Genomic DNA, 11824 nt, shown 5'->3' with positions numbered 1-11824 from the left:
CCTGCGACCCCCATGTTTAAGTGAGAATCGCCTCATTTCGGCGAGTGGTCCGTAATGTGGATGTGACGCCGATGTCGCACTGTGGCACGAATTACATCTAAGGTTTCGCGGGTGATCCCCCAACACACAGACGTTGAATTGTTTCAATTCCCGAACGGTCCAGAGGTCGCCTGATGGACCTCATTCTCGGGACCTTCGCCGCCTCCTTCGCCGGAGGGCTCTTCCCCGTCATCAACTTCGAGACCTACCTCGCGGTGGCCGCCTCGAACCTGACCTTCTCCGCCCTGGTGCTCGCACTGGTGGCGGGAATCGGCCAGACCAGCTCCAAGGTCGTCTGGTACTACGCCGGCCACGGCACCACCTCGCTCCCCTTCGTCCGCAAGAAGATGGCGTGCGAGAAGTGGCAGCAGCGGATGGAGAAGTGGGAGCGGCGTACGCAGGGCCGGCCCGCCTACGCCGGCGGCTTGCTCGCGGTCGCCGCGCTCAGCGGGCTTCCGCCGCTGGCGATCCTGGCGGTGGTCTACGGCACGCTCAAGGCCAACCTGATGCTCTTCGTCGCGATCACGTTCGTGGGCCGCGTACTTCGGTCCTGGATGATCCTGGAAGCCGCCGCGTTCGCGTGGTTGCGGACATAGGGCGCAAGACGCTCTGACCCCAAGGATCGAACACAGCCTAGGCTGTCCGCATGCCTCAACCAGCCGGATTCGTCGGAGTCACCGCCAACCTCGGACTCAAGGAGGGCGCTGACGACTTCGCCGTCGTCGCCGCCCCCTCGGGCCCGGTCACGAGCGCCGCGGTCTTCACCCGATCCCGATTCGCCGGCGCCTCGGTGTTGCTCTCCCGAGCCTCTGACCTCTCCGCGTTCCGCGGGATGGTCACCATCTCGAAGAACGCCAACGTCGCGACCGGGCCGACAGGCGAGGCCAACGCCCTGGAGGTACGCCGCCTGGCGGCCGAGGTCGTCGGCGTGCGCCCCGAGGAGCTGCTGGTCGCCTCGACGGGCGTGATCGGCGTGCAGTACCAGATGGACGTGCTCACGCCCGCGCTCGAGAAGCTCGCCGGGACCGCCGGCGACGCCGACTTCGATGCCACCGCGGCGGCGATCATGACGACCGACACGATCGCCAAGATCGAGACCCGGACCGTCGGCGACGCGACGATCACCGGGATCGCCAAGGGTGTCGGGATGCTCGAGCCCGACATGGCCACGATGCTGACCTACTTCTTCACCGACGCCGCGGTGCCTGCCGCCGAGCTCGACGCGGTCTTCCGCCGGGTCGTCGACCGCACCTACAACGCCGTCTCGATCGACACCGACACCTCGACCTCGGACACGGCCGCGATCTTCGCCTCCGGCACGGCCGGCGCCGTCGACCTGGGCGAGTTCGAGGCCGCGCTCTACGACGCCGCGCTCGCGCTGGTGAAGAAGATCGCCTCCGATGGCGAGGGCGCCTCCAAGCTCATCACGGTCTCGGTCGGCGGCGCCCGCGACGACGCCCAGGCCAAGCGGGTCGGCAAGGCCATCGTCAACTCGCCGCTGGTCAAGACCGCCGTCCACGGCGCCGACCCCAACTGGGGCCGCGTCGCGATGGCCATCGGCAAGCTCCGCGAGGAGACCGACATCTCCCCCGAGAACGTACGCATCGCCTTCGGCGGCACCGAGACCTACCCCGCTCAGGTCTCGGCAAATCTATTGGCGGATTTGTCGACTTATCTGTCTGGCGATGAGGTCTCCATCGAGGTCGACCTCGGCATCGCCTCGGGTGAGTTCACTGTGTACGGCTGCGACCTCACCGACGGCTACATCCGCATCAACGCCGACTACACCACCTGAGCCGCCCGCCGCTGGTCAGCCGACCTCGGCCCGATCACCGTCGTCGGCGGCGAGGAGCGCCGCGGCGCGGTGTACGACCAGCTCGATCACGTCGGGGTGCGGGCCGATGACGTCGGCGACGGTCTCCGCACCCGCCGCCGAGGAACGCGAGCGGACGAGGTCGGAGAAGAAGCCGGGAGCGAGCAGGTAGGGAGAGACGGCGTCGCCGGGGCGTACGACCTGGTCGATGGGCGGGGCGCCCGAGCCGGAGACGGTGGCGACCCTGACCGGACCACCCCAGGCCTTCTCCAGCATCTGACCGGCCGCCGCGATGTCGGCTCGGGCAGACGGGTCGTTGGAGCCGGCGGCGACCAGGACGACCGGCTGGCCGGGGACCGCGCCGGCGGCGACCAGCCGGGAGACCTGCGCCGAGGCGAGCAGCGGGTCCGGTCCGAGCGCGCGGCCCATCGCCACCGGCAGCCCTTCGGCGGCCTGCGGCAGGTCGACCTTGATGTGGTAGCCGGTCGAGAGCAGCAGCGGGACCACGACCGACGGCTGGCCGTCGGCCAGGACGTCGGTGAGCAGCGGCTCGCAGAGCTCGACGTACGCAGCCTTCGACTCCATCCCCAGCACGCGGCCGGCGCGCTTGGCGATGATCGAGGCGACCGCGTTGCCGAGCAGCTGCCGGGTGCCGTGGGCGACGACGACGAGCCTCATGAGTCCACCGCCAGCCGGTAGCCGCGCTTCACGACGGTCTGGATGGTCTTGGTGCCGAGCGCCGAGCGGAGCCGGGCGACCGCCATCTCGACCGCGTGCTCGGAGCCGGCGGTGCCGGAGGGGAGCATGGCGAGCAGGGCTTGCCGGGAGACGACGATGCCGGGGTTGGCGACGAGAGCGCCCAGGACGGCGGCGGGCGCCGGCGAGAGCTTCACCTCGGCGCCGTCGAGGATCACCGCGTCGCCGTGGAGCAGCAGCTGATGACCGCCGGCGAGCTCGATGAGCAGACCCTCGCGCCGCAGCGGCAGCTCGGTCTCGAGCATCTTGACCATGGCCGCGGTGCGGGAGCGGTCGGGGATCATGGTGGGTACGCCCCACATCTCGAAGGCGGCGGCGGTCACCGGACCGACACAGGCCGCGACCACATCGGCCTGGAACGCCGCCACGACCTCGTCGCGCAGGCCGACCGACCCGGCGGCCTGCATGAACGCGGCCACGGCGGGAGCGGAGGTGAAGGTGACCGCGTCCAGCTCGCCGTCGGCCAACGCCTCGACCAGCCGGAACATCGGCTCGGGGTCGGCGGCCGACTCGACCCGGTAGACGACCACGTTGATGACCTCGGCACCCTGCCGGGTCAGCGCATGCACGACCATCGACAGCGACTGCCCGTGCTCCTGCACCACGATCCGCTTGCCGGTCAGGTCGCGGCCGCGCAGATGCTCCAGGACGTCGTCGAACTCCTCCGACTCCGGCGCCCAGAGCTCCCGCAGCCCGCGCCGCCGGATCGCACCGACCGACTTCGGTCCGCGGGCCAGGATCTCGGCGCCGCGAAGCGTCTCCAGGAGCCGATCGAGCAGTCCCCACTCCTCCGCGGCGTCGAACCACGTGCGGGTCCCGATACCGGTCGTCGCCAGGAACATGTCGATCTTCTGGCCGATGATCTGCTCGGTCACGGCACGCAGCGCGCCGGCGTCGACCCGGTTGGGGTCGACAGAGAGCGCGGGGGCCCACACCACACGTGCTCCCCGCCTCTCGAGCAGGTTGATCTGCTCCTCCGCCTTCCGCGCCGCGGTCACGCCGACGCGGAAGCCGCTCAGCGCGCCACTGTCCACATCGGAATCGTAGGTCCCCTGGATCATTTGTGCCGCGTTCGTCATCGCCGGGCGCCGACCCGGATCTCTCCGTCGACCACGTCGACCTCGTAGGTCGCGACCGACACCGACGGATCGTCGAGGCACTGACCGCTCTCCAGCGAGAACGGCTGCTTGAGCAGCGGCGAGGCCACGAACGGCACCTCACCACGCGTCCCGACGATCCCGCGGGCGAGCACCGAGGCGTGACCGTACGGGTCGAAGTTCGACAGCGCGAAGACCCGGTCGTCCAGGGTCCGGAAGACGGCGACGGCCTCCCCGCGCACCAACGCGGCGATGCCCGTCTCGGGGTCGATGTCGTCGAGGCGACAGACGGCGATGTAGGTCACGGTCTGGGTCTGGGTCTCGGTCATCGCGTCTCCTCGAAGGTGGGCATTCCGACAGGGATCGAGGATCCGAGCGAGACCGGGCCGACGGCGGCCGGCTCCTCGCCGACCTCCGGGACGATCTGGCCGCGCGTGGATCCGAAGGAGATGTTGGGGTCCGGGATGTCGGGTGCGTTCACGAAGGAGACGAACCGGCGCAGCTTCTCCGGGTCCTCGAGCGTGGCCTTCCACTCGTCGAAGTACGTCTCGGTGTGCCGCGCCATCGCCGCCTCGAGCTCGGTGCCCAGACCGAGGACGTCGTCGACCACGACCTCACGGACCCGGTCCAGGCCGCCGTCGAGGGAGTCGATCCAGGTCGAGGTGCGCTGGAGGCGGTCGGCGGTGCGTACGTAGTACATGAGGTAGCGGTCGAGGTAGCGGACCAGCTCCTCGGTGCTCAGGTCACCGGCGAGCAGCTGGGCGTGGGCCGGGATGGCGCCACCGTTGCCCCCGACGTACAGGTTCCAGCCCTTCTCGGTGGCGATGACGCCGAAGTCCTTGCCGCGGGCCTCAGCGCACTCGCGGGCGCACCCGGAGACGCCACCCTTGAGCTTGTGCGGCGAGCGCAGCCCGCGGTAGCGGGTCTCGAGCATGATCGCGAGGCCGACGGAGTCCTGGACGCCGTAGCGGCACCAGGTCGAGCCGACGCAGGACTTCACGGTCCGCAGGGACTTGCCGTACGCGTGGCCCGACTCGAACCCGGCGTCGACCAGGCGCTTCCAGATCGCGGGCAGGTCCTCCATCCGGGCGCCGAACATGTCGATGCGCTGGCCGCCGGTGATCTTGGTGTAGAGGCCGAACTCCTTGGCCACCTCGCCGATCACGATCAGGCCCTCCGGGGTGATCTCACCACCGGGGATGCGCGGGACGACGGAGTAGGAGCCGTTCTTCTGGAGGTTGGCCAGGTAGGCATCGTTGGTGTCCTGGAGCTTGCGGTTCTCCTTGGCCAGCACGTGCCCGTTGAGCTGGCTCGCCAGGATGCTCGCGACGGCGGGCTTGCACAGGTCGCAGCCGCGGCCGGTGCCGTGGGCCTCGATGATCTGGTCGAAGGTCTTGTAGCCGTGGATCAGGACCACATCGAAGAGCTCGGCGCGGGTCATCTTGAAGTGCTCGCACAGGCTCGTGTCGACGGTCTTGCCCTGGGCGGTGAAGTAGTCCTCGACGATCTTCTTCACCTGCACCTTGCAGGAACCACAGGTCGACCCGGCCTTGGTCTCCTTGGTGACGTCCGCCGCGCTCTCGCAGCCGTTGTCGACGGCCGCCTCGATGTCACCGCGGGTGACGTTGTTGCAGGAGCAGATCTGCGCCTCGGGCGGAAGCTGGATGCCTCCCCCACCGCCACTGGACTGGGGGAGGATCAGCTCCTCCGGGTTCTCCGGAAGCGTCATGCCTGAGGCGACCATGGGCCGGAGCAGGCCGTACGCCGAGGCGTCTCCGACCAGCACGCCGCCGAGCAGGCGGGTGCCGTCCTCGCTGATCACGAGCTTCTTGTAGACACCGGCGACGGCGTCGGAGTAGGTCAGCTCGAGGCACTCGTCGGTGGTGCCGTGCGCGTCACCGAAGCTCGCGACGTCGACACCGAGCAGCTTGAGCTTCGTCGACATGTCGGCGCCGGTGAACGTACCGGCACCGCCGAGCAGCGCGTCGGCGACGACCTCGGCCATGTCGTAGCCGGGGGCCACCAGGCCGTACATCCTGCCGCCGGGCGCGGCGCACTCGCCGACCGCCCACACGTGCGGGTCCGAGGACCGGCACTGCTCGTCGACCAGTACGCCGCCGCGCTCGGCCAGGTCCAGGCCGGCGGCGCGGGCGAGCGCGTCGCGCGGCCGGATGCCGGCGGAGAAGACGATCATGTCGACCGGCAGCGGCTCCTCGACGTCCTTGAACTTCAGCGCGCTGACCTTGCCGTCGAGGGCGCCGCTCTCGTCCTCGTCCACGACCGAGATCTCGGCCACGGAGTCCGGCGAGATCGACTCCGTCATCACACCGGTGTGGACGGTGAGGCCGAGCTTCTCGATGTGGCGCTTGAGCGTGTTGCCGCCGGCGTCGTCGACCTGCACGGCCATCAGCCGCGGGGCGAGCTCGACCACGTGGGTCTTGACGCCGAGCTGGTGCAGCGCGTTGGCGGCCTCGAGCCCGAGCAGGCCACCGCCGATCACGGCCCCGGTCTTGGCGGTCTTCGCGGCCTCGCGGATCGCCTCGAGGTCCTCGATCGTCCGGTAGACGAAGACGTTCCCGAGCTCCGAACCCGGCACGGGCGGCACGAACGGCGCCGCTCCGGTGGCGAGCACCAGCTCGTCGTACGCCATCTCCTCGCCGTCGGCGAGCATCACCGTCTGGGCGGCGATGTCGATCTCGACGACGCTCGTGCTGGTGCGCAGGGTGACCCGCGGGTCCTCGTAGACGCCGGAGGGCAGGAAGGAGAGTGCCTCGGCGCCGACCTCGAAGAAGCTGGTGAGGGCGACCCGGTCGTACGCCGGGCGCGGCTCCTCACCGAAGACCACGATGTCGTGGGTCTCGGTGAGACCGCGCTCGATCGCGGCGGTCACGAAGCGGTGACCGACCATGCCGTGGCCGACGACGACGACCTTCTTGCGGAGGTGAGGGCTCATCACGTAGTTCCTTCCAGGCTGAGCTGCGTTTCATTGAGCTGGATGCCGCTGGGCCGGGTGGCCAGGAGCTGACGTACGGTCGGCGCGCAGCCGCCGCATCCGGTGGTGGCGCGGGTGGTGTCGCGTACGTCCTCGAGGGACCGGCACGCCCGGATCCGGCCGGCGCTGACACCGGCGCAGGCGCACACCTCCGCGTCGTCGGGGAGCTCCGGACGCGGACTGTTGGACGGCTCGGGCAGCAGCAGCTGACCGGCCTCGTGCTCGCCGAGCACCGTCTGCCGGTCGAAGGCCTGGGTGATCAGGCCGACCCGGCTCAGGTCACCGACGAGGGCGCCGGCGACGATGCGGCCGTCGCGTACGACCAGCTTGCGGTGGGTGCCCTTGACCGGGTTGGCGATCTCGACGACCTCCCCGGTCTCGTTCTCGGGCTCGCCGAGGACGCAGACGTCGAGGTCGGTGGCACGCAGGCGGGCGACGACGCGGTGTCCCTGATAGGTCGCGGGACCGCCGGCCAGGACGTCGGCGAGGACGCCGGCCTGCTCCCAGGCGGGCGAGACGAAGCCGGTCACGGTCGCGTTGTGCTCGGCGCAGTCGCCGATCGCGTACACGTCCGGGTCGTCGACGCTGCGCAGCTGGTCGTCGACGACGATGCCGCGGTTGACGGTGAGTTCGGCGCGGCGGGCGAGGTTGGCACGCGGGCGGCCGCCGGCGGTGAGCACCACCAGGTCGGTCTCGAGGGTGTAGCCGTTGTCGAGCTTGAGCCCCTCGTCGGTCAGCCTGGTCGCGCGGGCGCCGAGGTAGACCTGGGTGCCGAGCTTGGCCATCGACCGCTTGAGCACCTTGCCGGCCGACGCGTCGACCTGGCTGCTGAGCAGGTGGTCGCGGCCCTCGACGATCTCGGTCTCGATGCCGCGGACCGCCAACGCGCGGGCGACCTGGAGACCGAGCAGACCACCGCCGACGATCACGGCGCTGCGCGGGTGGTCATGAAGAGTGTCGAGCAGCCGCGCGCAGTCGTCGAGGCTGCGGAACGCCTGCACCCGCGGGTCCAGCGAGCCGTCCATCCGCACCACGCCGCGGATCGGCGGCAGGGTCGGGATGGCCCCGGTGGCCAGCACGACGGCGTCGTAGGGAACCGTCGTCCGGTCGGCGAGCTCGACCTCGTGGCGGTCACGGTGGATGTCCACGACGAGGCTGTTCAGGCGGAGGTCGACTCCCCGGTCGGCGTACCACTGCTTCTCGCGGAGCGCGAGCGCCCCGGGACGGTGGGTGCCCTCGAGCACGGCGGAGAGAAGGATCCGGTTGTACGGAGCGTGCTGCTCCTCCGCGAGCACGGTCGTCTGCGGGCCGAGGCCGCGCGCGACCAGTCCCTCGACCAGCCGCGCCGCGGCCATGCCGCCACCGATGATGACGATCCGCTTCTCGCTCATGGGCTCGCTCATGCCGTCACCGCCGCGGCGCAGACCTTGAACTCAGGCATCCGGCTGGACGGGTCCAGGGCGTCGTTGGTGAGCTTGTTGGCGCCGACCCAGTGGAACGGTACGAAGACCGTGTCCGGGCGGATCGTGGTGACGATCCGCGCGGGCGCCTTCATCTCGCCGCGCGGGGTGCGTACGACGACCGGGTCGCCGTCGTGGGCGCCGACCCGGTCGGCCAGCAGCGGGTGGAGCTCGACGAACGCGCCCTCGTCGGGAAGGTCCTTGATCCGTCGCGTCTGGGCGCCGGACTGGTACTGCGCGAGAACCCTTCCGGTGGTCAGGTGGAGCGGGTAGTCGGCGGTCGGCTGCTCGGCCGGGCCACGGTGGGCGACGTCGATGAAGCGGGCCCGGCCGTCGGCGTGGAAGAAGGAGTCGGCGAACATCCGCGAGGTGCCCTCGGTACCTTCGGGGCAGGGCCAGAAGACGCCGTCCTCGTCGCGGATGCGGTCGTAGGTGATACCGCTGTAGTCGGCCTTACCGCCCTTCGAGGCGGCGCGGAGCTCCGTGAAGATCTCCTCGGGATCGGTCGACCAGGTCGAGGCGGCACCGAGGCGGGTGGCGAGTCCGGTGATGATGTCGAGGTCGTTCTTGACCCCGTCGGGGGCGCTGATCGCCTGGTTGCGCAGGATGACCCGGCCCTCGAGGTTGGTCATGGTGCCGGTTTCCTCGGCCCACTGGGTCACCGGCAGGACCACGTCCGCCAGCGCGGCGGTCTCGCTCATCACCATGTCGGCGACGACCAGGAGATCGAGGTCCGCCAGTCGCGACGTGACGTGGGTGGCGTTGGGGGCGGAGACGACGATGTTGGAGCCGAACACGAGCAGGCTCTTGGGGCCCTCGGGGGTGCCGAGCGCGTCGAGGAGCTCGTAGGCGGAGCGGCCCTTGCCGGGGATGGTCTCGGGGTCGATGCCCCAGACCGCAGCGACGTGCGCCCGGGCGGCGGGGTCGTCGATCATCCGGTAGCCGGGAAGCTGGTCGGCCTTCTGGCCGTGCTCGCGGCCACCCTGGCCGTTGCCCTGGCCGGTCAGGCAGCCGTAGCCGGCGTACGCCTTCCCGGGCATGCCGAGCGCGAGCGCCACGTTGAGCCAGGCCAGGACGGTGGCGGTGCCCTGGGCGTGCTGCTCGGCGCCGCGCGCGGTCAGGACCATCACCTTCCCCGCGCCGGCGAGGAGGTCGGCGAGCTCGCGCAGCTGCGCGGCCTCGACGCCACTGACCCGCTCGACCATCTCCGGCCACCAGGCGGCCACGGAGCGGCGTACGTCCTCGAAGCCCGTGGTCCGCTCGGCGATGTAGTCCTCGTCCACCGCGCCGGCGGCGTCGAGCAGGTGCAGGACGCCGAGCGCGAGGGGCAGGTCGGTGCCGGGGACCGGCTGGAGGAAGAGGTCGGCGCGCTCGCCGGTCGGGGTCAGCCGCGGGTCGATGACGACGACCTTGCCGCCGTTCTCGCGCAGCCGGTCGAGGTGGCGGGCGGCCGGCGGCATCGTCTCGGCGAGGTTGGAGCCGACGAGCACGCAGACGTCGGTCTTCTCGATGTCGGCCAGCGGGAACGGCAGACCGCGGTCGACGCCGAAGGCCTGGTTGCCGGCCGAGGCCGCCGAGGACATGCACCAGCGGCCGTTGTAGTCGATCTGGGAGGTGCCGAGGGCGACCCGGGCGAACTTCCCGAGCTGGTACGCCTTCTCGTTGGTCAGCCCGCCGCCGCCGAAGACGGCGTTGGCGTCGGCGCCGTGGGTCTCCCGCAGGTCGGCGAGCTTCGAGGCGACCAGGTCGAGGGCCTCGTCCCAGGTCGCCGCGCTCCACTCCCCCGTCGCCCGGTCGCGCACCATCGGGGTGGTGAGCCGCTCACGGCTCCCGCGCAGCCCTGCCGCCGTCCACCCCTTGCGGCACAGCGCACCCTCGTTCACCGGGAACGATCTCGCACTGACCTCCAGCCGGGGCCCCTTGCGTGACAGGGTCATCCCGCACTGCAAGCTGCAGTAAGGACAGTGGGTGTCGGTCACGCGTACTCACACCGTTTCGGGTCGGGGACTGGCGACCTCTACTCTCCGGCGTCAAGGTTTCGCCCCGATCCGCTCTCCGTACCCCTTCCGTCAACTTCCGCTCACCACCTCACAACCCGATCCCGCCGAGTCGGTAGTTCTGGCAGCCGCGTCTGTAGTTGTGGGCGACGAAACTGGAGTCTCGTCGCCCACAACTACAGACTCGGTCCCCACAAGTGCGGACTCGGCAGTCAGGGAGTACGCCGCCGCAGCGTCGCCGAGCCGAGGGCGAGACCGGCGACGACGAACCCGGCGACGACGGCCAGGTCGGTCCAGACCTCGCCGGTGTCGGCGGAGGTGACCAGGTGGGTCATCGCGTCGACGGCGTAGGAGAGCGGGAGGACGTTGGAGATGGCCTCCAGGACGGTCGGCAGCGACTCGCGCGGTACGAGCAGGCCGCAGAGCAGGATCTGCGGGACCACGATCGCCGGCATGAACTGCACGGCCTGGAACTCGGTGGTGGCGAAGGCGGAGACGAGCAGCCCGAGCGCGGTGCCGAGGACGGCGTCGACGATCGCGACGACCACGAGCAGGGCGACCGATCCGGTGATCTCCAGCCCGAGCAGACCCACGCTGACCCCGACGGCCACGCCTGACTGGACTGCGGCGAGCAGCCCGAACGCCAGCGCATAGCCGAGCAGGAAGTCGCCCTTGCCCAGCGGCATCGCCAGCAGTCTCTCGAGCGTCCCCGAGGAGCGTTCGCGCAGCGTGGTCACCGAGGTGACCAGGAACATCACGATGAACGGGAAGATCGCCAGCAGGGCCGGACCGATCCGGTCGAAGATCGGCGCGGGCGACTCCTCGTACATCCACCACAGCAGCGTCATCAGCAGCGTCGGCAGGACGACCAGCATCACCAGGGTGCGGTGGTCGCGCCGGATCTGGGCGAGGACCCGCCCGGTCACGGCCAGGGTTCGTCGCAGGCTCATCGCGCTGCCTCCTTCACCAGCGTCAGGAAGGCGCGCTCGATGTCGTCCGCGTCAGCCTTCTGCTTGATCTCGGCCGGACTGCCGTCGGCGAGGAAAGCACCGTCGCGCATCAGCAGCAGCCGGTCGCAGCGCTCGGCCTCGTCCATGACGTGGCTGGAGACGATGACCGCCGCCCCCGCGGCGGCCAGGTCCCGGAAGGTGCCCCACAGCTGCTCGCGGAGCACCGGGTCGAGCCCGACGGTCGGCTCGTCGAGCACCAGCAGGTCCGGCGAGCCGAGCAGCGCCGCGGCGAGCCCGACCCGCGAGCGCTGGCCACCGGAGAGATCGCGTACGACCTGGTCCTTGTGGTCGACGAGGTCGACCGTCTCGATGGCTTCGGAGACCGACGACATCGGCGCACCGAGCACCCGGGTGAAGAACCTCAGGTTCTCGGTGACCGTCAGGTCGTCGTAGACGCTGGCCGCCTGGGTGACGTAGCCGATCCGCGCACGCAGGGCGGCCGAGCCGGCCGGACGGCCGAGGACGGTGAGGGTCCCGGTGACCTTCGCCTGCACGCCGACCAGGGCCCGCATCAGCGTCGTCTTGCCGCACCCGGACGGCCCGAGCAGGCCGGTGACCTCACCTGCCCGGATCGAGAAGTCGAGGCCATGGAGCACCTCGTTCTTCCCGCGCACGACTCGGAGACCAGACGCCTCCACCACGTTATTCATCACATGATGA

At 70.3% G+C, this 11824-nt stretch carries 10 protein-coding genes; 2 read left to right on the top strand and 8 right to left on the bottom strand.

Features of this window, described 5'->3' with window-relative positions; translation table 11 throughout:
• The first annotated feature begins 173 nt into the window (after positions 1-173).
• Together ACIO3S_RS22115 and argJ are read left to right on the top strand one after the other, a co-directional pair.
• Complete coding sequence (locus tag ACIO3S_RS22115) at positions 174-635, top strand: hypothetical protein (RefSeq protein WP_160026446.1); 462 nt, start codon at positions 174-176, stop codon at positions 633-635.
• Between the two features lie 50 nt (positions 636-685).
• Positions 686-1834 carry a bifunctional glutamate N-acetyltransferase/amino-acid acetyltransferase ArgJ gene (argJ, locus tag ACIO3S_RS22110; protein ID WP_400467862.1) on the top strand — a complete coding sequence of 383 codons (1149 nt, stop codon included), beginning with the start codon at positions 686-688 and terminating at the stop codon, positions 1832-1834.
• 15 nt (positions 1835-1849) lie between these two features.
• Here argJ and ACIO3S_RS22105 read toward each other — a convergent pair whose 3' ends face one another.
• The 8 genes from ACIO3S_RS22105 to ccmA all read right to left on the bottom strand — a co-directional run bounded on the left by ACIO3S_RS22105 (position 1850) and on the right by ccmA (position 11814).
• A complete protein-coding gene (locus tag ACIO3S_RS22105) occupies positions 1850-2530 on the bottom strand; it encodes a sirohydrochlorin chelatase (protein WP_400467861.1) in 681 nt (226 codons plus the stop codon).
• On the bottom strand, positions 2527-3642 hold the full coding sequence (locus tag ACIO3S_RS22100; protein ID WP_400467860.1) for a uroporphyrinogen-III synthase: 1116 nt from the start codon (positions 3640-3642) through the stop codon (positions 2527-2529). The genes ACIO3S_RS22105 and ACIO3S_RS22100 overlap by 4 nt, the downstream gene beginning before the upstream one ends.
• Before the next feature lie 41 nt (positions 3643-3683).
• The gene (gene nirD / locus ACIO3S_RS22095) at positions 3684-4034 is read right to left on the bottom strand and encodes a nitrite reductase small subunit NirD (protein WP_355223914.1); all 351 of its coding nucleotides are present in this window, start codon (positions 4032-4034) and stop codon (positions 3684-3686) included.
• The gene (nirB, locus tag ACIO3S_RS22090) at positions 4031-6658 is read right to left on the bottom strand and encodes a nitrite reductase large subunit NirB (protein WP_400467859.1); all 2628 of its coding nucleotides are present in this window, start codon (positions 6656-6658) and stop codon (positions 4031-4033) included. The genes nirD and nirB overlap by 4 nt, the downstream gene beginning before the upstream one ends.
• The gene (locus ACIO3S_RS22085) at positions 6658-8100 is read right to left on the bottom strand and encodes an FAD-dependent oxidoreductase (protein WP_400467858.1); all 1443 of its coding nucleotides are present in this window, start codon (positions 8098-8100) and stop codon (positions 6658-6660) included. The genes nirB and ACIO3S_RS22085 overlap by 1 nt, the downstream gene beginning before the upstream one ends.
• Positions 8097-10136, bottom strand: coding sequence for a molybdopterin oxidoreductase family protein (locus tag ACIO3S_RS22080; RefSeq protein ID WP_400467857.1), 2040 nt, complete (start codon positions 10134-10136; stop codon positions 8097-8099). Before ACIO3S_RS22080 ends, ACIO3S_RS22085 begins: the two co-directional genes overlap by 4 nt.
• A 230-nt stretch (positions 10137-10366) precedes the next feature.
• Positions 10367-11104, bottom strand: coding sequence for an ABC transporter permease (locus ACIO3S_RS22075; protein ID WP_160026438.1), 738 nt, complete (start codon positions 11102-11104; stop codon positions 10367-10369).
• Positions 11101-11814: a heme ABC exporter ATP-binding protein CcmA gene (ccmA, locus tag ACIO3S_RS22070; RefSeq protein ID WP_400467856.1), complete on the bottom strand. Its 714-nt coding sequence runs from the start codon at positions 11812-11814 to the stop codon at positions 11101-11103. The genes ACIO3S_RS22075 and ccmA overlap by 4 nt, the downstream gene beginning before the upstream one ends.
• Between the last annotated feature and the right edge of the window lie 10 nt (positions 11815-11824).

It is taken from the genome of Nocardioides sp. NPDC087217, assembly GCF_044744805.1.
GTDB lineage: Bacteria > Actinomycetota > Actinomycetes > Propionibacteriales > Nocardioidaceae > Nocardioides.
The sequence above is the reverse complement of the archived record's forward strand: the minus strand, read 5'-3'. Positions and strand labels throughout refer to the sequence as shown.

Bases quoted from the DNA above. Each gene is read 5' to 3' on its own strand.
- ACIO3S_RS22115 (WP_160026446.1), top strand. From the start codon at position 174: ATGGACCTCATTCTCGGGACCTTCGCCGCCTCCTTCGCCGGAGGGCTC.
- argJ (WP_400467862.1), top strand. From the start codon at position 686: ATGCCTCAACCAGCCGGATTCGTCGGAGTCACCGCCAACCTCGGACTC.
- ACIO3S_RS22105 (WP_400467861.1), bottom strand. From the start codon at position 2,530: ATGAGGCTCGTCGTCGTCGCCCACGGCACCCGGCAGCTGCTCGGCAAC.
- nirD (WP_355223914.1), bottom strand. From the start codon at position 4,034: ATGACCGAGACCCAGACCCAGACCGTGACCTACATCGCCGTCTGTCGC.
- nirB (WP_400467859.1), bottom strand. From the start codon at position 6,658: ATGAGCCCTCACCTCCGCAAGAAGGTCGTCGTCGTCGGCCACGGCATG.
- ACIO3S_RS22085 (WP_400467858.1), bottom strand. From the start codon at position 8,100: ATGAGCGAGCCCATGAGCGAGAAGCGGATCGTCATCATCGGTGGCGGC.
- ACIO3S_RS22075 (WP_160026438.1), bottom strand. From the start codon at position 11,104: ATGAGCCTGCGACGAACCCTGGCCGTGACCGGGCGGGTCCTCGCCCAG.
- ccmA (WP_400467856.1), bottom strand. From the start codon at position 11,814: ATGAATAACGTGGTGGAGGCGTCTGGTCTCCGAGTCGTGCGCGGGAAG.